This window comes from Proteus sp. PR00208 (genome assembly GCF_016238545.1).
GTDB lineage: Bacteria > Pseudomonadota > Gammaproteobacteria > Enterobacterales > Enterobacteriaceae > Proteus.
The window spans coordinates 15,901-36,142 of record NZ_JAEHQE010000029.1; the positions used below are offsets into that span (position 1 = coordinate 15,901).

At 39.2% G+C, this 20,242-nt stretch carries 20 protein-coding genes; 2 read left to right on the forward strand and 18 right to left on the reverse strand.

Annotated features, from left to right (window positions below):
- Positions 1-45: 45 nt before the first annotated feature.
- From JEP36_RS16300 to cysJ, 13 genes are all read right to left on the reverse strand, one after another.
- The gene (locus tag JEP36_RS16300) at positions 46-672 is read right to left on the reverse strand and encodes a protein-L-isoaspartate(D-aspartate) O-methyltransferase (protein ID WP_075673789.1); all 627 of its coding nucleotides are present in this window, start codon (positions 670-672) and stop codon (positions 46-48) included.
- On the reverse strand, positions 666-1,430 hold the full coding sequence (surE, locus tag JEP36_RS16305) for a 5'/3'-nucleotidase SurE (RefSeq protein ID WP_088494730.1): 765 nt from the start codon (positions 1,428-1,430) through the stop codon (positions 666-668). The genes JEP36_RS16300 and surE overlap by 7 nt, the downstream gene beginning before the upstream one ends.
- Positions 1,408-2,460 (reverse strand): tRNA pseudouridine(13) synthase TruD, encoded by a 1,053-nt coding sequence (gene truD, locus JEP36_RS16310; protein WP_198620875.1) that lies wholly within the window; start codon positions 2,458-2,460, stop codon positions 1,408-1,410. The genes surE and truD overlap by 23 nt, the downstream gene beginning before the upstream one ends.
- On the reverse strand, positions 2,457-2,942 hold the full coding sequence (gene ispF, locus JEP36_RS16315; RefSeq protein ID WP_023582677.1) for a 2-C-methyl-D-erythritol 2,4-cyclodiphosphate synthase: 486 nt from the start codon (positions 2,940-2,942) through the stop codon (positions 2,457-2,459). Before ispF ends, truD begins: the two co-directional genes overlap by 4 nt.
- 4 nt (positions 2,943-2,946) lie before the next feature.
- The gene (gene ispD, locus JEP36_RS16320; protein WP_196533954.1) at positions 2,947-3,693 is read right to left on the reverse strand and encodes a 2-C-methyl-D-erythritol 4-phosphate cytidylyltransferase; all 747 of its coding nucleotides are present in this window, start codon (positions 3,691-3,693) and stop codon (positions 2,947-2,949) included.
- A gap of 39 nt (positions 3,694-3,732) precedes the next feature.
- Entirely contained in the window at positions 3,733-4,023 is a 291-nt protein-coding gene (gene ftsB, locus JEP36_RS16325) for a cell division protein FtsB (RefSeq protein ID WP_196533953.1), read from the reverse strand.
- Between the two features lie 282 nt (positions 4,024-4,305).
- Positions 4,306-4,926, reverse strand: a complete 621-nt coding sequence (gene cysC, locus JEP36_RS16330) for an adenylyl-sulfate kinase (protein WP_198620876.1) — start codon at positions 4,924-4,926, stop codon at positions 4,306-4,308.
- Positions 4,926-6,377 carry a sulfate adenylyltransferase subunit CysN gene (gene cysN, locus JEP36_RS16335; protein ID WP_198630476.1) on the reverse strand — a complete coding sequence of 484 codons (1,452 nt, stop codon included), beginning with the start codon at positions 6,375-6,377 and terminating at the stop codon, positions 4,926-4,928. The genes cysC and cysN overlap by 1 nt, the downstream gene beginning before the upstream one ends.
- A gap of 11 nt (positions 6,378-6,388) precedes the next feature.
- Positions 6,389-7,297, reverse strand: coding sequence for a sulfate adenylyltransferase subunit CysD (gene cysD / locus JEP36_RS16340; protein WP_198630477.1), 909 nt, complete (start codon positions 7,295-7,297; stop codon positions 6,389-6,391).
- Between the two features lie 12 nt (positions 7,298-7,309).
- Positions 7,310-8,731, reverse strand: a complete 1,422-nt coding sequence (gene cysG, locus JEP36_RS16345) for a siroheme synthase CysG (protein WP_198630478.1) — start codon at positions 8,729-8,731, stop codon at positions 7,310-7,312.
- Positions 8,732-8,936: 205 nt separating this feature from the next.
- Positions 8,937-9,668, reverse strand: a complete 732-nt coding sequence (locus JEP36_RS16350; RefSeq protein WP_198620880.1) for a phosphoadenylyl-sulfate reductase — start codon at positions 9,666-9,668, stop codon at positions 8,937-8,939.
- Complete coding sequence (gene cysI / locus JEP36_RS16355; protein ID WP_198630479.1) at positions 9,665-11,395, reverse strand: assimilatory sulfite reductase (NADPH) hemoprotein subunit; 1,731 nt, start codon at positions 11,393-11,395, stop codon at positions 9,665-9,667. Before cysI ends, JEP36_RS16350 begins: the two co-directional genes overlap by 4 nt.
- Positions 11,396-13,207, reverse strand: coding sequence for an NADPH-dependent assimilatory sulfite reductase flavoprotein subunit (gene cysJ / locus JEP36_RS16360; RefSeq protein ID WP_198630480.1), 1,812 nt, complete (start codon positions 13,205-13,207; stop codon positions 11,396-11,398).
- A 298-nt stretch (positions 13,208-13,505) separates the two neighbouring features.
- On the opposite strand from cysJ, the gene queD reads away from it, so the two are divergent.
- A complete protein-coding gene (gene queD / locus JEP36_RS16365) occupies positions 13,506-13,871 on the forward strand; it encodes a 6-carboxytetrahydropterin synthase QueD (protein ID WP_160230638.1) in 366 nt (121 codons plus the stop codon).
- An 80-nt stretch (positions 13,872-13,951) separates the two neighbouring features.
- Here the strand turns inward: queD and queE are convergent, their stop codons facing one another.
- A complete protein-coding gene (queE, locus tag JEP36_RS16370) occupies positions 13,952-14,623 on the reverse strand; it encodes a 7-carboxy-7-deazaguanine synthase QueE (protein WP_198630481.1) in 672 nt (223 codons plus the stop codon).
- A gap of 166 nt (positions 14,624-14,789) precedes the next feature.
- On the opposite strand from queE, the gene JEP36_RS16375 reads away from it, so the two are divergent.
- Positions 14,790-16,157 (forward strand): amino acid permease, encoded by a 1,368-nt coding sequence (locus tag JEP36_RS16375; protein WP_098942033.1) that lies wholly within the window; start codon positions 14,790-14,792, stop codon positions 16,155-16,157.
- A 94-nt stretch (positions 16,158-16,251) separates the two neighbouring features.
- Here JEP36_RS16375 and JEP36_RS16380 read toward each other — a convergent pair whose 3' ends face one another.
- From JEP36_RS16380 to JEP36_RS16395, 4 genes are all read right to left on the reverse strand, one after another.
- Positions 16,252-17,433, reverse strand: a complete 1,182-nt coding sequence (locus JEP36_RS16380) for a methionine gamma-lyase (protein WP_198620884.1) — start codon at positions 17,431-17,433, stop codon at positions 16,252-16,254.
- Between the two features lie 19 nt (positions 17,434-17,452).
- Positions 17,453-17,851 (reverse strand): hypothetical protein, encoded by a 399-nt coding sequence (locus JEP36_RS16385; RefSeq protein WP_198630482.1) that lies wholly within the window; start codon positions 17,849-17,851, stop codon positions 17,453-17,455.
- Positions 17,852-17,862: 11 nt separating this feature from the next.
- Positions 17,863-19,056, reverse strand: a complete 1,194-nt coding sequence (locus JEP36_RS16390; protein WP_102949463.1) for an NAD(P)/FAD-dependent oxidoreductase — start codon at positions 19,054-19,056, stop codon at positions 17,863-17,865.
- Positions 19,057-19,241: 185 nt separating this feature from the next.
- Entirely contained in the window at positions 19,242-20,027 is a 786-nt protein-coding gene (locus JEP36_RS16395; protein WP_198625916.1) for an endonuclease/exonuclease/phosphatase family protein, read from the reverse strand.
- Positions 20,028-20,242: the final 215 nt, after the last annotated feature.

Consider the following 20,242-nt stretch of genomic DNA (forward strand, 5'->3'; position numbering starts at 1 on the left):
GCTATTAAAAAGCAGTAATAAAAAACGGTCAGATTTATCTGGAAGTTATGCTAACTCACCTGCGATTAAAGGAACAAATCTAACAGTTTCTATAGATTGATAGTGAAAATCATTACCTAAACGTCGGATAAACTTCAGTATTTGTTGTTGTTCACCAACAGGTATGATCATCCTGCCACCATCGGCTAACTGCATCAATAACTGTTGTGGTACTTCTGTTGCACACGCTGTCACTATTATGGCATTAAAAGGAGCTTTTGATGACCAACCTTCCCATCCATCACCATGACGTGTCGAGATATTATGTAAATCAAGATGTTTAAAGCGCCGTTTAGCTTGCCATTGCAATATCTTTATACGCTCAACGGAACTAACATGATGAACTAAATTTGCTAATACTGCAGTTTGATATCCCGAACCTGTACCAATTTCTAATACAGAATCGGTACTTTGTAATTCCAGTAGCGTTGTCATTTTGGCAACAATATAAGGCTGTGAAATAGTTTGCCCATTGCCAATAGGCAAAGCCGTATTTTCATAAGCCTTATGAGAAAGCGCTTCATCAATAAAAAGCTCTCTTGGTACTTTACTCATTGCTTCCAACAGGCTCTCATCCTTGATGCCATGCTGTTTTAACATTGTCAGTAAGTCTTTCATTGACCGACTTAACATGTTTTTTTGACCTCTGCTTTATTTAACCAATTTTGTAGTAAATCAAGTGCTTTATAGGCTGTTAAATCGACATGTAATGGGGTTATCGATACATAACCTTCGTCAACAGCAGCAAAATCTGTATCAGGGCCTACATCATTTTTTTCACCTGGAGGCCCAATCCAATAAAGACTATTTCCTCGAGGATCAGTATGTGTATAAACATGTTGTGAAGCATGACGACTACCACAACGTGTAATACGAAAACCTTTTACTTCATCAAGAGGAATATCAGGTACGTTAATATTGAGAATATTTCCCGCTCTTAACGGTACTTGTTGTAACATTGCCAAAACTTCACAAGTCACTTGAGCGGCGGTCTCAAAGTGCGTTTCACCATCAAGTGAAACAGCAATGGCAGGTAAACCTAAAAAACGCCCTTCTGTTGCCGCTGCAACAGTACCTGAATAAATAACATCATCACCCAAATTAGGACCATGATTAATACCAGAAACCACAATATCAGGGCGAGGACGTACTAAATGGTTTACACCAAGATAAACGCAATCTGTCGGTGTTCCCTCAACAATCGCAATATCCCCATTCTCAAGCTCTTGCTTACGTAGAGGTCTGTCAATTGTTAAAGAATTAGATGCAGCACTACGATTACGATCAGGTGCAACAATTTGTACATCATAACGCTGGCGCAATGCTTTAGCGAGAGTCTGTATCCCCTTCGCCATCACACCATCGTCATTACTCACCAATATTTTCAGCATCATCATTCCCTAATAAAATTAATTCACGTACAACGCTAGTTGCAAAGCTTCCTGCGGGTAAAAAAAATGACAGAGAAACAGTGGTGTCGTCTACCCAATTCCATGACATATTTTCTGGTAATACATTGATAGCACGTCTTGTATTATCAACGCGTTCTTGTCGAGCGAGTGACCAGAAGGCTTCATATTCTGCCAGATTTTCAGTTTCAAAATCCAATGCTTGTGATTGTGTACCTAAATCACCTTTACCCGGCAAAGGTGCCGTAATATGAACATCATGCTCTTCATAACGAGTTTGTGTTTGAGCCAATTCTGCTTCATCAACAACAAACCAGCTACCTCTTCCATGAAGCTGCATTGCATCACCGAGTATCACTTTTGAATATAAATCATATTCCAATCTTGTGCTGACAATATGATTAAACATCGCACTACGAGCTGCTGAGAGATAAAAGCTACGTTTTCCTCGTTCTTTTACGCGGATTTCGTCCGTTGCCCAACGCATGGCTTGTCGTAAATTATCACCATTACGACCGAATCGTTGAGCACCAAAGTAGTTAGGAATACCTTTTGCTTTTATTTGCACTAATCGAGTATCAACAAAATCGCGATCAGAAATTTCTCGTAACACCAATGTAAAGTGATTACCTTTTAGCGTTCCTATACGTAATTTACGTTGTTGGCGAGTCGTTTCTAGAATTTCACAACCTTCTAAAACAAGCTGACTAAAATCGGGCATCTCTTTACCCGGCATTCGCAGACAAAACCATTGTTCAGTCACTGCATTTCTATCTTTTAGACCAGCGTAACTGGCATCACGAGGATGGATACCAACAAATTTTGCTAATTTTTCAGCAACAAAAGCCGTATTACAACCTGTTTTTCTGATTTTCACCATGACATGCTCGCCTTCCCCATCAAGGGTGAAGCCAAGATCTTCACAGACAATAAAATCTTCAGGGATTGACTTTAATAAACCTGTTGCTTGTGGTTTTCCATGTAACCAATGGAGTTCGGGTAAATCACTCATTCAGGTAATGACTCTTTCATTAGTAAAACAACGGCTTCACAGGCAATACCTTCTTTTCTACCGACAAATCCAAGCTTTTCTGTTGTGGTCGCTTTCACATTGATATCATCAACATGGCAATGAAGATCTTCTGCGATATTGACGCGCATTTGTGGTGTATGAGGTAGCATTTTTGGAGCCTGAGCAATGATCGTGACATCTAAATTACCAATTCGGTAACCTTTTGCTCTTACGCGTGAGAAGGCTTCACGAAGGAGTACACGGCTATCTGCACCTTTGTATGCAGGGTCGGTATCAGGAAACAATGTGCCAATGTCACCCATTGCCACTGCGCCTAAAATAGCATCTGTAACTGCATGTAATACGACATCGCCGTCAGAGTGAGCTAACAGCCCTTGTTCATAAGGAACTCTGACACCGCCAATAATAATAGGGCCTTCACCGCCAAATTTATGTACGTCGTAACCGTGTCCAATTCTCATTTTATTATGTGTTCCTTATACTGGTGATTTGGCGTGAGAGGAAAAACTCTGCAAGCGCTAAATCTTCTGGCTGAGTAACTTTAATATTATCTGCACGACCTTTAACTAATAAAGGTTCATATCCAGCAAACTCCATCGCTGAGGCTTCATCAGTGATCGTTGCTTTTTGTGAGAGTGCATTTTCTATATTTTGTTTTAATAACAATGCAGGAAAGAATTGTGGCGTTAAAGCATGCCATAGGGTTGTTCTTTCTACTGTTTGTTCAATATGGTTATCTTGTTGATGACTACGTTTCATTGTATCGCGAACAGGTGTCGCAAGAATGCCACCACAAAATTGTGGATCCATAACGTTTTCATCAATGAGTTTAATAAGATGGTCAAGATCGCCAAAATGCAGGCAAGGTCTTGCTGCATCATGAACTAACGCCCATGTATTTTCAGAAAAATGTTGAGTGACATACTCTAAACCTGACAATACAGAGTCAGCGCGTTCACCACCACCATTAACCGTAATTATTCTTTCATCTTGCGCTAAAGGTAAAGTGTGAAAATAGCTGTCATTAGGGCTGATCGCCACGATAATTTGCGTTATACGTGGATGTTTTAATAAAGCATTAATGGTATGTTCAAGAATAGTCAATCCGCCAATTTTCAAATATTGTTTTGGGCAGACTGATTGCATTCGACTTCCAATACCAGCCGCTGGAATAACGGCAACAATAGGAAGAGTTGAGTTTGTTATATTCATTATGATATTTGTATCAGGGCACACTATTAATTCAATAAATTAACGACGTGGTTGAGATTTATCGCTCACAATACGGAAAAATGTCTCATTAGGCTTTATCATTCCTAATTCACTACGAGCACGTTCTTCTAACGCTTCTTGCCCGCCATTGAGGTCATCAATCTCTGCAAATAGACGATCATTACGCTCTTTTAACTGCGTATTTTGCGCCAATGCAGATTCAACTTCTTGACTTACTTTGTTGTAATCATGGATACCATTTTTACCTAACCACAATGAATATTGTAGCCAACCAAGTAAAATCAGAAGTAAGACTGTTAATTTCCCCATTACCACCCCCAAGATTAATGGGCTAATCATCCCACAACTCAACAACAGACGCCACAAAAGTGCTGGAATATATTACATTATTATTCCTATTTTCCTCACTATAAACGTGGGTAACTTCTATAAAATTCAGACTAAGGTGTGATTTTTTCTTATTAAGATAAGGATCTATACACTGAATTCATCAGTAAATGTATGCGTGGTTGAAAATCTTAAATAGCCATAATATCTCTACACATCCCCTCCTTTTATAGGGTGTTTGTGTAGAGATAATGTAATGTCGTCCTAAAACTCACGATAGATTTGATTTTGCTGTAGGTAAGCGAGGATTTGTTGGATTAGTTCACTTATAGAAAGTGTGCCGTCTAAATGTAATTCAGGATCAATGGGCTGTTCATAAGGCGAATCTATACCTGAAAATTGTTTTATCTCTCCACGTCTTGCTTTTTGATAAAGCCCTTTCGGATCACGGGCTTCACAAATAGAAAGAGGTGTATCAACAAAGATCTCAATAAATCTTCCTTGCTCAAAGCGATCTCTCACTTGTTGTCTGTCTTTTTGGTAAGGAGAAATAAAAGCGGTTAAGACAATCAGTCCCGCATCGACCATCAATTTAGCCACTTCCCCCACACGGCGAATATTCTCATGCCTATCTTCGGCACTAAACCCAAGATCACAACATAAACCATGGCGTAAGTTATCCCCATCTAATAAATAGCTATGAATAGGCGAATGCTTTTGTGAATATTGATAAAGTGCTTGCTCTAACGCATCGGCAAGTGTGGATTTACCTGAACCAGATAACCCTGTAAACCAAAGCACACATCCTTTGTGTGCTTGTTGTGATTCGCGTTCATTTAATCCAATTTTATGAGGATGCCAAACAATATCGTTGCTTATCACCACTATTTTCCTCCAAGAAGATCTCTTGCGCCCCAATGGGGAAAGTGGCGACGGATAAGCTGATTTAACTCGACTTCAAAAGCATCATATTGCGTCATAGTTTGTATCGCGTTATCTCTCGTTTCTCGAATAAGTCCAGCGCCTACGGTGACATTGCTTAGTCGATCAATCAGTATTAATCCTCCAGTATCAGCATTAACTTGATAGTTATCCAGCACCAGAGGCTCTTCAAATGAGACTTCAACACTACCAATCGCATTTAAACTTAAGTTATCTGTGACTTGTTGGGTGAGTTTATTTACATCCACTTGATAATGAATATTTTCTATTTTGGCGCGGCTTTTTTTACCTGCAATTTTGATATCCAGAGTATGACCTTGCACTAAAGGCTGCTCTGACATCCACACCACGTCAATTAACGCATGAGTGCTAATATTGGCGGTTGTATCGTTATCATCAACGATAATATCCCCTCGACTAATATCAATTTCATCTGCCAGAACCAATGTGATTGCTTGCCCTGCTTTAGCTTGCGTTAAATCACCATCAAAAGTGACAATACGTGTAATCGTTGTATGTTTTTCTGAAGGTAATACTTTGATTTTTTGCCCTTGATAAAGCACACCTGAAGACACTGTACCGCTGTATCCTCTAAAATCTAAATCTGGACGATTCACATATTGCACAGGAAAACGCAATGCTTGCGGATCTGAACCTAATTTAACTGGTGCATCCTCTAATAATGAAAGTAGCGTTTTTCCTTGATACCAAGGCATATTCAATGAGGGAGAAACCACATTGTCACCATCAAGGGCGGAAATAGGGACAAATTCAATAGTAAGATCTGTTGGGAGTTGATCGGCAAATTTAAGATAATCTTGCAGGATCGAATCAAAGATCGCTTGCTGATAATCCACCAGATCCATTTTATTGATCGCTACGATTAAATGACGGATCCCAAGGAGTGTGCTGATAAAACTGTGTCGCCGTGTTTGTTCTTGTACGCCTTTTCGAGCATCGATCAACAGAATAGAAAGTGAACTTGTTGATGCTCCTGTCGCCATATTGCGAGTATATTGAGCATGCCCAGGCGTATCAGCAATAATAAACTTACGTTTTGACGTTGAAAAATAGCGGTAAGCAACATCAATCGTGATCCCCTGCTCTCTTTCTGCGGCTAATCCATCCACCAGCAAAGCAAGATCGAGCTTTTCACCTTGAGTACCGATCTTTTTACTTTCATTTTGTAATGTAGAAAGCTGATCTTCGTAGATCTGCCTTGTGTCATGAAGTAAACGTCCTATTAATGTACTTTTTCCATCATCGACATTTCCACAGGTTAGAAATCGCAGTAATCCTTTATTCTGTTGAGCCTTAAGATAGCGATCTACACCGCCTTGTTGTGCGATTTCACCCGCGACAAGTTGATTCGTTTTTATGGCTAAAAGTCCCATATTTCCTCCGATTAAAAATAACCTTGGCGCTTTTTCAGTTCCATTGAGGCCGACTGATCACTGTCAATTAAACGCCCTTGTCGTTCGCTGCTGGTGGAAATCAGCATTTCTTCAATAATGGCGGGTAACGTTTCTGCTTGTGAAGGAATAGCACCCGTTAATGGCCAGCATCCCAGCGTTCTAAATCTCACTTGTTGCTGTGTGATCACTTCACCCGGTTTTAGATCAATTCTGTCGTCATCTACCATAATTAAGGTGCCATCACGTTCAATAACGGGTCTATTTTTGGCAAAATAGAGAGGAACAATATCGATATTCTCTAAATAGATATATTGCCAAATATCGAGTTCTGTCCAGTTGGAGAGTGGAAATACACGAATACTTTCACCTTTATTAATCTGTCCGTTATAGTTTTTCCATAATTCAGGTCGTTGGTTTTTCGGATCCCAGCGATGCTTTCTATCTCTAAATGAATAAATACGCTCTTTGGCGCGTGATTTTTCTTCATCACGGCGCGCACCACCAAATGCCGCATCAAAACCATATTTGTCTAAGGCTTGCTTTAGTCCTTCTGTTTTCATGATATCCGTGTGTTTTGCACTACCATGAATAAATGGATTGATCCCAAGTTCTGCACCTTGCGGATTTCGATAAACGTTAAGCTCAAAGCCATATTCTTTAGCCGTTTTATCTCGAAATTCATACATTTCTCGAAATTTCCAACCAGTATCAACATGCAATAAAGGAAAAGGTAATTTTGCGGGATAAAACGCCTTGCGAGCTAAATGCAACATCACCGAGGAATCTTTGCCTATTGAATAAAGCATGACGGGATTTTCAAATTCAGCGACAACTTCGCGCAGAATATAAATACTTTCTGCTTCTAATTGCTGAAGATGTGTTAATTGTGTTTCATTCATAACAACCTCGTTTTAGGCAAAATGAACCAAAGGTGAATGGATTGATGATGTTGATTGGGATTGTCTATCGCCAAACCACGCAAGTTGGTGATGTAGTGCCGCGACTTCCCCTACAATTAATAAAGCGGGCATTGGCGCGTTTTCGGCTAACTGCGCTAATTGTGTTAGATTTCCCGTGAAAACTTGCTGATCACGACGTGTACCACAACTAATCACCGCAATAGGTGTTAATGGAGAACGCCCGAGTTTGATTAAACGCTGGCTAATAAGCTCGGCTTTTGTTGTTCCCATATAAATTGCTAGCGTATGGTTCGCCTGCGCTAATGAAGCCCAATCAGGCTCTATTCCGTCAGGTTTACAATGTCCTGTCATAAAGGTGACAGTTTGTGCGTATTGACGATGCGTTAATGGAATACCAGCGTATGCACTTGCGCCACTTGCCGCAGTAACCCCAGGAATAACTTGGAATGAAATACCATGTTGTACTGCAACCTCTAGTTCTTCGCCACCTCGTCCAAAAATAAAGGGATCGCCCCCTTTTAATCGGACAACACGTTTACCAAGTTGCGCATGTTTCACGATCAGCGCATTGGTTTCTTCTTGAGAAACACTATGGTGCCCCGCTCTTTTACCTACACAAATAGTGTCAGCGTCACGACGAACAAGCTCTAAAACCTCTGGACTCACTAAACTGTCATAGAGCACAACTTCGGCTTGTTGAATAACCTGTAAGCCGCGCAGTGTTAATAATCCTGCGTCACCGGGCCCTGCCCCAACTAATGCTAGTTCACCTTGTTGGATCTCTTTTTGTTTCAATTGTTGTGCAAGCAAGGCTTCTGCTTGTGCCAGTTGATCACTTGCCACTAAAGCGGCAAATTTGCCACTAAACGCTTGCTCCCAAAAACGGCAACGCGCTTGAAACGAGTCTAATTGCTGTTTCACTTTATTGCGCCATTTTCCAGCAATTGTTGCCATTGTGCCTAATGAGTTTGGTAATAAAGCTTCTAATTTTTCACGTATCATTCGCACTAAAACAGGGGCTTTTCCTGCCGATGAAATCGCAATCAAAATGGGATTTCTATCGATAATGGCGGGAAAGATAAATGAGCATTGAGGTTGTGAATCCACAACATTGACAAAAATATGCCGTGCTTGTGCATCAAGATAAACTTGCTGATTAAGCACACTGTCATCAGTTGCCACAATCACAAGCATCATTCCTAATAGATATTCAGATTGATATTTGGCTGATACCCATTCAATTTTTTCTTGCTGATAAGCAAGATGTAATTCATCACACAACTGAGGTGCAATCACTCTTAAGCGAGCGCCTGCTCTTAATAACAGCAAAGCTTTACGCGCAGCAACATGACCACCACCAACCAATAACACTGGGCGTTCTTTTAATTCCACAAATAAGGGTAGGTAATCCATACGCGCATTTCACCTTCGTTGTTCACTTTATAACTAACGACTATAAAAGGTGCTTTAAGGGTTATGAAATGACAAAAAGATATGTAATGGAACAGAAAGGAATAAGGAAAAATAAAATATTTTCAAATAGTTATGATTTTTAAAAATGACAAAAAGGGCAATAGATAAGCTCTATTACCCAACTATTTATTGGCAGATAATGACGTTATTCGTGTAATCCACACTCGCGTTTTAAGCCAAAAAATCGTGTTTCTTCTTCACTCATACCCTCTTCCCATTTTCGAGTTGTATGAATATCTCCCACTGAGAGATAACCCTGCTCCCATAAAGGATGGTAAGGTAAGTCGTTTTCTTTAAGATATTGATAAACTTTCTTATTATCCCAATCTACGATGGGTAAAAACTTAAAGATCCCTTTTGCGATTGAAAGCACAGGCAAATGTTCACGACTTTTAGATTGCTGACGACGAAGGCCTGCAAACCACGTTTGAGCCTGTAATTCACGTAAAGCTCTTTCCATTGGCTCTACTTTATTTATCTGGTTATAACGCTCAATACCGTCAATGCCTTCTAACCAAAGTTTGCCGTAACGCGCTTCTTGCCAAGATGAAGATATTTCAGCTCGATAGACCTTCAAGTTAAGTTGTAACTGCTGCGTTAGACTATCAATAAACTGGTAGGTTTCAGGAAATAAGTAACCTGTATCAGTCAAAATCACGGGGATATCAGGGTATTGTCTTGTCATTAAATGCAAACAAACCGCGGCTTGAATGCCAAAACTGGAGCTTAATACAAAGGCTTTAGGTAAATTATCTAAAGCCCAAGTAACCCGTTCAATGGCGCTTAATTGCTCTAACCGTTGATTAATCTGGCTCAAAGCATGTGTCTGCTCTTCAACAGGTAACTGTTTTAGCGAAGCAAGCTGAAATAGACTCATACCGCCTCCTGCACTTCATAAAAATCAATCGCAGAATTAAGTACGGGTTTAACAACGTCAGTGCGAATAAGAAAATCACCAAAACCTTCATTGTTATGACGAGAAACTGCCCATTCACCAATCAGTGAATCAAGTATTGAGATGATTTCTTGTGAGGTAATATTTTCGCGATACATTCTCGGAATACGTGTCCCGATGCGATTACCGCCTAAATGTAAGTTATAGCGATCAGGTGCTTTCCCCACCAGCCCAACTTCTGCAAGCATTGCTCGACCACAGCCATTTGGGCATCCCGTTACGCGCACAACAATATACTCTTCACTCACACCATGTTTAGCCATTAAGCTATCAAGTGTATCAGTAAATGCCGGTAAAAAGCGTTCTGCCTCTGCCATTGCCAATGGGCAAGTTGGGAAAGAAACACACGCCATTGCATGTTCACGCAGTGCTGTAACTTCACTATTAATCAAACCGTATCGACGAGCAATCGCTTCAATATTGGCTTTTTCACTTTCTGGTACACCTGCCACAATCAAATTTTGATTGGCAGTCAGTCGGAAATCACCCTGATGGATTTTGGCAATTTCCGCCACTCCCGTTTTTAATAGAGCATCAGGCGTATCAATCAGCCGTCCACTTTCAATAAATAAAGTCAGGTGCCATTTATCATCAACACCTTTTAACCAACCAATTTGATCGCCTCGATGGGTAAATTCATAAGGTCGAATAGCCTCAAAAGTCACCCCCGAACGGCGTTCAACTTCTTGTTTAAACGTTTCTACGCCAACACGCTCTAATGTGTATTTTGTTTTTGCATTTTTGCGTTCAGTTCGATTTCCCCAGTCACGCTGAGTTGTCACAATCGCTTCTGCAATTGCCAATGTATTCTCAATAGGGATATAACCAAACTCACTGGCTAAGCGAGGAAAGGTCTTCTTATCGCCATGTGTCATAGCTAAACCGCCCCCCACAAGTACATTAAAACCGACTAAATGCCCATTTTCAGCAATCGCAATAAAATTCATGTCATTCGCATGAAGATCAACATCATTATGAGGAGGGATCACCACTGACGTTTTAAATTTCCGTGGTAAGTAGGTTTCCCCCAAAATAGGCTCTTCGTCTGTGGTTGCAACTTTCTCTTTATCTAACCAAATTTCCGCATAAGCATGAGTGCGAGGTAATAAGTGTTCTGATATTTTTTTCGCCCACTCATACGCTTCTTGGTGTAACGAAGATTGCACTGGGTTTGAAGTACATAAGACATTACGGTTAACATCATTCGCAGTAGCTAGAGAATCCAACCCTGTTGCTGCAAGCATCTGATGTGCGGGTTTTACATTACCTTTTAAAATGCCATGAAATTGAAATGTTTGACGATTAGTAATACGAATACTGCCATAAAGTGTATTTTCAGTCGCAAACTTATCAATACTAAGCCACTGTTTAGGCGAAATAATGCCGCCAGGTAAACGGCAACGTAGCATCATGGCATGGCGAGGTTCTAGCATTTGCTCCGCACGTTCAGCACGAATATCTCTGTCATCTTGCTGATACATGCCATGAAAGCGAATTAACAAAAAGTTATCGCCTTCAAAGCCACCAGTTAAACCATTTTTTAAGTCTTCTGTAATAGTGCCGCGTAAAAAGTGACTCTCTTTTTTCATGCGTTCACTATCAGCCAGTTTCCCTTCAACCACTAAGAGCGCTTGAGTGTGTGATTTCATTTAATAGACATCCCTCTGATAACGCCGTTCTAGGCGTAGCTCACTTAAGTATTCATCTGCTTCTTCAATATTTTTATTGCCATACTCCATCACAATATCTAACAACGCCTGTTCAACATCTTTTGCCATCCGAGATGCATCACCACAAACATAAAGATAAGCACCTTGCTGTAACCATTGCCAAATCTCACTACCACGTTCGTGTAATTTATCTTGTACATAAATTTTATGTGCTTGATCTCGTGACCATGCTAAATCGATATGAGTTAACAGACCGCTTTTGACATAACGTTGCCATTCCACTTGATAGAGAAAATCTTCTACAAAATGAGGATTACCAAAAAATAACCAGTTTTTACCTGTTGCAGCGTCATTTTCGCGCTGCTGCATAAAACTTCTAAAAGGTGCAATTCCAGTACCTGGACCAATCATAATGACAGGTGCGGTGTTATCTTCAGGGAGACGAAAATGTGCATTTTTTTCGATAAAAACATTGACGCTATCGCCTTCTTTTAAGCTATCGGCTAAAAAACCAGAGGCTCCACCGGTATAAGTACGCGAGTTAACGTCGTAACGTACAACCCCTAAAGTAAGGTGTACTTCGTCTTCTACTTCTTGTTGTGACGATGCAATAGAGTAAAGGCGAGGAGTTAGTGGACGTAAAATATCAACAAAATCTTGTGCCGTGGGTTGAGCACAATATTGACGCACCATCTCATTAATAGGATGTTTGTCTGCATATTGCTGAAGCTTAGTTTTATCAGCTACCAATGACAATAGATCTTCATGGCGCGTCAATTGGGCATAGGCTTTTACGATAGGTGCGCTATTTTGAGTTAGTTCACAATGATGCAGCAACGCTTCTTTTAAGGTGAATGTTTGAGATTTTAACGTGATAGGTTCATCACCTTTTAGCCACAACAAGGCAATAAGTTCATCAACTTTTTCAGGTGAGTTATTAAACCAAACGCCTAGCGCATCGCCCGGTTGATATTGTAAATCAGAACCTTCAAGGCTGATTTCAATATGGCGAATATCTCTATCTGAATTTCTGCCTGTAATTTTTTTATTAGTCAGTAATGTAGCAGTAAAAGGCGCATCTCGATGATAAATAGAAGCATTAACTGTATCCGTCGTACCTGACTGTGTTTGTTGCAGGATTTGCGTACTTTGTTCTGGTACTCTTGCTTTTAAGAGTTCTGTAAGCTGTTTTATCCATTCATCCGCAACAGATTGATATTCAACATCGGCATCAACTCTTGGTAATAAACGAGTTGCGCCCAGTTGTGCTATTCGCTCATCAAAGTCTTTTCCTGCCTTACAGAAATGCTCATACGAGGTATCACCTAAGCTCAATACTGCATAAGCCGTTTCTTTCATTTCAGCGGCTTTTTTAGAGTTCAGATATTTATAAAAAGCTATCGCTTCTTCAGGAGGATCACCTTCACCTTGCGTCGATGCAATGATGATCAAGGTTGTTGTTTTATGGATCTGCTTAAACTTATATTCACCTGCGGAATATAGTTCTACATTCAATTTGTGAGCAACCAGATTATCTCGTAACTGTTCGGCAAGATGACGCGCATTACCCGTTTGAGAAGCAGAGATCAATGTAATGGTTTCCTGCTCTGGTACGTGTACTGAATTAACCGCTGTCGATGCGGATACAACAGAAGGATTAAGCTGCCCCCACAAATAGCCAGATAACCACGCAATTTGCGCTGTTGAGAGATCTTTTGTTGCGTCCTTTAATTTACTCAATTGTTCCGGTGTTAATGGAAGCATTGATAATAATGGAGGTTGATTGCTCATTTATCCTGCCTTAAAAAAGCGAAGCACTTATCTGTGCTTTATTGTTCTTTGATAATATTTCTAATATTGAGAGGGTATCCCACGACTAGAAGACGAATTAAAGACCTGTTGGCTCTATCTAATAACCTTAAATGCTAAATTTATTTATTGGTTTCCTTTATCAATATAATGAATAAGCAAAAAGGAACATAATAAGCCATTAAGATTAAGGGAGATTAGGCGTGATACACTAAATCAGCTACACTGGTAGACTTCGTTCTATTTGTGTCTTTTTTTTACTAATTAAGTCAAGAGAGTTTTGATGACAACCACCATCTTTAAAGATTTTCAGTTTGAAGCAGCCCACCATTTGCCACATGTTCCTGAAGGCCACAAATGTGGGCGTCTTCATGGACACTCTTTTCTTGTTAGATTAGAACTAACAGGTGAAGTTGATGAACATTCAGGTTGGCTTATTGATTTTGCTGATGTGAAAGCCGCATTTAAACCTACTCTTGAGCGTCTAGATCACTACTATCTTAATGAAATTGAAGGCCTAGAAAATCCAACCAGCGAAGTGCTGGCAAAATGGATTTGGCAACAAGTAAAACCGTCATTGCCATTATTATCTGCGGTGATGGTAAAAGAGACGTGTACAGCAGGATGTATTTATCGCGGTGAATAAATCGGTTTTAACATTAACCCATTATCACTTAAAAGAAAATCAGCCTTTTATTGGCTGATTTTTTTATATTAAAAACGCGATCACGCAATATTTAAATACTTATGCGTTTGCATAGAGAAACGCCAATTACGTTCAATACAGGTTTTAATACATAATGCTGTTGCACTCTCTTTACAACTAATGGGCTGTAAGGCAACAACAGGCGCAGGGTGTTCTGTGCGTAATATCAGTAAGGCATCTAACGCTTCAATATCTTTTTCACGCCCAACGGGATGTTTTATCTCATTAGCTCTATTAATTGCGCTAGGTAATACCATAAATCCCCCTTTCATGCCTACTTTTGGGGAAAGTGTCACCCATGTTTTCTCACTACATAAAATATCGTGAGTACCACTGGTTTCTATCTGACAGGCAAAACCTGCTTGCTCTAGCCCTTCTGTTAAAGGACGTAAATCATATAAGCAAGGCTCGCCTCCTGTGATAACCACGTGTTTTGCACTATAACCTTGTTGTTGGAAAAGTGATAAAATCTTAGCAACACTGGCTTCTCCCCAAGTATCGCTTTCTTGCGTTTTAATAGGAATATCGCCAAGAGGAACTTTTTTTTCCTCTTCTTTTTCCCAAGTATGTTTGGTATCACACCAACTACAACCTACAGGACAACCCTGTAATCGAACAAAAAGTGCAGGAACGCCAGTAAAAACACCTTCACCCTGTAAGGTTTGAAACACTTCATTAATGGGGTATTGCATAAGAAACTCTGATATCCAATGAATGCTGATGATTATTACAGATAACTATCTCACCGTAAGAGGCTTTATGATAAGGTACATGGTTTGTTTTGAATAGCTAACGTGCGAGAAGACACTGAAAAAGAGGATAGCATTCCTCCGTTGGACAGAGATGGGAATACTTTAGATGCAAAAAGAGAATCAACTTTCACGAGGATTATCAGGGCGGCACATTCGTTTCATGGCGCTTGGCTCTGCAATCGGTACAGGTTTATTTTATGGCTCTGCGGCTGCCATTGAGAAAGCGGGTCCAGCTGTATTGCTTGCTTACCTTATTGGTGGTGCAGCAGTATTTATGGTTATGCGTGCATTAGGTGAAATGGCAGTTCATCATCCTGTTGCAGGCTCTTTTTCACAATATGCAAGCCATTATATGGGGCCTTTAGCTGGCTTCTTAACTGGCTGGAACTACGTTTTTGAAATGCTGATTGTATGTCTTGCAGACGTCACGGCATTTGGCTTTTATATGAAACTCTGGTTCCCAGATGTTGATCAATGGATATGGGTATTAGGGATAGTTTGCTTTATTGGTGCCTTAAACCTTTGCCATGTGAAGATATTTGGTGAAATGGAATTTTGGCTTTCCATTGTTAAAGTGACCGCCATTATCGCCATGATAATTGGTGGTGTTGTCATTATGATGTATGGCTTTGGCCAACAAACTGAACACCCTATTGGTATCTCTAACTTATGGGAGTTTGGTGGCTTTATGCCGAATGGCATTGAAGGGGTTATCGCCTCACTTGCCATTGTGATGTTTGCGTTTGGTGGGATTGAAGTCATTGGTATTACTGCCAGTGAAGCTAAAGATCCTGAAAAAACCATTCCTAAAGCTATCAATGCCGTACCGTTTCGTATCTTATTATTCTATGTACTGACGATTTTCATTCTAATGTGCATTTTCCCTTGGCAACAAATCGGCCATAACGGTAGCCCATTTGTACAGATTTTCTCAAATCTAGGGATCAATTCAGCGGCAAATATCTTAAACCTTGTGGTTATCACAGCAGCAATTTCTGCGATCAACAGTGATATTTTCGGTGCTGGTCGTATGATGTACGGCATGGCTCAAGAAGGGCAAGCACCAAAATCTTTTATGAAGCTCACTCGCAATGGTGTGCCTTGGATGACGGTGCTAGTGATGTCTGTTGTATTGTTGCTGGGCGTAGTACTTAACTACCTTATTCCAGAGCAAATCTTTGTTTTAATCGCTTCTATTGCGACATTTGCAACAGTTTGGGTGTGGTTAATGATTTTGCTTTCTCAAGTTGCTATGCGTCGCAAGATGAGCGCAGATGAAGTGAAAACGCTTAAATTTCCAGTACCGCTATGGCCTGTTGCACCAGCACTGACTATCGTATTTATGGCGTTTGTTATCGCAATCTTAGGCTATTTTGAGTCAACCAGAATGGCATTGGTTGTCGGTATGGTATGGGTAGCTATTTTAACTGTTGGCTATTATGTCGGTATCAAACCGAGAATGAACCAGAAATAAATCACATTTCTGAATCAAACAATTCTGAGTTAAACAATAAAGGCTGTGGATTAATTCACAGCCTTTTTCTTTATTATAAATTATGCGATTTTCACTAAGCCAGAGCTTGTTTTAAATCAGCAATTAAATCATCCACATCTTCAAGACCAATCGATAGTCGAATTAAACCATCACTAATACCATGTCTTTGTCGTTCTTCTGCACTATAAGTGGCATGAGTCATTGTGGCAGGATGTTGAGCTAAAGATTCGCAGTCTCCTAAACTCACTGCTCGACTAAAGAGATTTAAACGATTGAGAAACTCTCTACCCGCTTTTATGCCTCCTTTTAGCTCAATAGCTATCATGCCACCAGATAAACGCATCTGGCGTTTGGCGAGTTCATATTGAGGGAAAGAAACTAATCCCGGATAATAAATAGTTTCAACCTTAGGATTATCTGTAAGATATTCTGCAATACGTTGTGCATTTTGGCAGATCTGCTCCATCCTTATGCCTAGCGTTTTTATTCCTCGCAATATTAACGAAGCATCATGAGGAGACAAACAAGCCCCAGTCATATCCTTTAAACCTTCAACACGTATTTTATCTGCTAGGGCGTGCGTGGTAATAATTGCTCCTGCAGTGACATCTCCATGACCTGATAAATATTTGGTCATAGAATGCACAACAATATCAGCACCAAGCCCCAAAGGTTGTTGTAAATAAGGCGAGCAATAAGTGCTATCTACCATGACTAAAATATTATGTTGATGCGCTATTTCTGATATTTTTGCTATGTCACTGACACGCATATTAGGATTAGCAGGAGTTTCAAAAAAAATTAATTTTGTTTTCTCAGTAATCGCTTCTTTCAGTTTTTCAAGGTTAGTTAAATCAACATGCTTTATTTTAACACCAAATTTAGCCAGTCCATGATTGAAAAATGTAAAAGTGCAGCCATAAAGCGTCATATCAGCAATGAGTTCATCACCAGGCTGAAGTAACGACCAGCAACTAGAAGTAATTGCCCCTATTCCTGAAGAAAAAACAACGGCGCCTTCACCATTTTCTAATTGTGCTAAACGCTTTTCTAATAACTCTAAAGTAGGGTTTGAGATCCGAGAATAAAAATACCCTTTTTGTTTTCCAGCAAAGCAATCAGCACCATATTGTGCCGTTGGAAAAACAAAAGTGGATGTTTGAAAAACAGGAGGCACTAATGCCCTCTGAAAATCTAACGGAGAATAACCATAATGTATTGCTTGAGTATTAAAATGTTTATTACTTTGCGTCATTATATCTCCTAATTATTAATTAATTTTCTATTCTTTGGTTATTTTCCCCGATAATTTGAACTGTTCTTAGAATAATTGAAATCCCTTTAAGCGTATCAGGGTTTCTTAATAACGCAAAAGTTGAACCTAATGTATATTTTTTATCTTGATAAATAGATTCTTTCTTTGCCATATTATAAGCAGCACTTAACTCCCATACTGGAATTAATGTTTCTTCAAACGCAACTGAAATTTTTTCAACCGTTGCATTATCCATAATATCTATTGAGTCAGATATTAAAGATAATAAATCGACGATATTATCAAAGCGCTTTAATGCTAATAATGGTCTTGCTTTTTCTAATAAATGTTGAAGATGTAATTTATCTTCATCAGATAATAGTTGAATATCTGCTGGGCTTAAGTTATTTTCACTCATTATTGTATCCCCTATAATAATCCTCTAACGGTTGCCCAATATAAACCTCGGTTATAACTATTACGCAGTAATCCGCCTAGCTTTGTCGGTGGTGTAGGAATTACGTCATGTTTATAGTCATACTGTAATGGCATACCGGCTGATAATCCCATTTGTGCGACCGCCTGCACACGACCATCATAAATCGCAGCAGGATAACCGTAACGAAGCTCACCACAGATGTTATTTGCAATTACACCCGCTTGGTTATGACAACTACCACCGGCTTTACTAATCGGTAAATCAACCGTATCACCAAGAACATACACTTGATTTAATCCATAGACTTGCAATGTTTCAGGATCAGTAGGTAACCAGCCTTCACCATTATTATGTTCACTCAAACCTGTATTACGAATCGCCTCAACGGCCGTAATAGGCGGTGTACTCATAAGGATATCAAATGGCTCTGCCTCGCCCTCTTTTGAGTAAGCTATTTTCTTATCAGGATCAACATGGCTCAACGTAAAGCCTCGCTTAGCTTTAATATCTCGCTCAGAGAATACGGCCGGAAGAACTTCACAAACCTCTTGTTGCATAAACAGACAGTTTCTTAGAAGTTGAGCAACCGTAGGATAGGTATAAACAATTTCAATATTATTTCTCACCCGACGCTGACGAAGAAGCTCATCCAGCATCAATGTTGTCTCCATAGGAGCAATACCACATTGATGCGGTACATTAGGTGTTTCAGGGAAGCTAACAGTAATAAATACACGACCTTTTTCAATTTTAGCTAATTTATCAGCAAGTGTTCTTGCGGCTTCATATTGGTAAAAATGATTTCCCGCTTCTTTTAAGCCTTCAATTCTATGAGGACTAGGAACACAACCTGTTGCTAATACTAAAAAATCATAGTTATATTTTTTATTAGATTCGCAATAAATCACTTTATTATTAAAGTCAAAACGTTCTGCTTTATCGATAATAAATTCAATTTCGGGTCTTAATAAACTTCTTTCTGAACGCATTAGCTCTTCTTTTAAAAAAAGATTAAATGCAATATACATAAATGCAGGTTTGTAATAATGATTAGGATTATCTGAAATAAGCGTAATTTTAATTTTATTTGAAAAGATTTCGTCATTTAATTTTTTAGCTAGGATATTAGCAAGAATAGTTCCGCCGGTACCACCACCAATAATAACTATATTTTTTGTTGGCATTTTATTTCCTATATCTAGTGATATTAGATAGACCAAAAAAGTATAGTAAATAACATTAATATAACAAATAGATTAAATAGATAGATTAGTTAAGCATAATATAGCTATATTAATAAATGATAGATATAATCATATTTAATTTAAATATTAAAAAATTAAACATTAACTTATGTTATTATTACCTACTAATAAAATGTCGCGATTAAAGGATGATGGTCAGATGCATCAGTGATTAAGACCTCAGCTTTGTTCAACGATAACCCTCGATAAAAAATATAATCCAAAGGTTTACCAAAGGCTTTTGTACGCCAATCATTATCAAAAATAACTTCTTTAAGTCTTAACGCTCTTGCAAAACGTTTTAATACATTGACTCTTGGGCGGCTCCACGCATTAAAATCACCCGCTAAAATAACAGGTCCTTTGTGATGCATGATATGAACAGATAAATTGCTCAATTGACGCTGATAAACATCGACACCAAAACTAAAATTAATCGCATGTACATTAATAACCATTAAATGATCACCCGTAATTAATGGATATACCGTAATTAATGCTGATTTGGGTAGTCGTAAAAAGGGCTCTTTCTCTCTGAGAGGGCAGCAATAGATAGGATGGGAACTTGATAATGTCATCACACCAGCTGGGTGTTGTTGAAAAGCCAAGGCAGGGACTTGGTCTGCAATTAAATGGTGAATTCCAGCAAAACGTACAAGCTCAGGTGTAGTTTGAGCTTCTTGTAACAAAAGCAAATGCGTATCTGTTGAGAGCGTTTCCAACATATTACGCCAATTGAGTCGTTGCTGTTTATAGATATTCCAAACCGCAATTTTTAGAGTGCCTTCAGTGTAAAGGGGCATTCCGATAGGTAAGGTATCCTTTCTTTCACTTAAAGGTGGGCTGGGCTCAATCCTTTCAACAGGTTGACCTGCTACAAAACGCACTGAATAATTCGGTTTTTTCGCCATTAGCAACCTCAGATAAACAGCAAGATATCTTGCTATAACTAAAGTATACCAAAGCCAAGCTTCGCTCTCACCCTTTAAAAGGACACCATAATCAACAAAAGTAATTATTTTTATATATAATAGTTATGTTTACTTAAAATTATCCGATTAATTTATTTTTTATTCTAAATTTTAAGCAAAAAAAAACCTAAGTCGTTAGACTTAGGTTTCTTAAT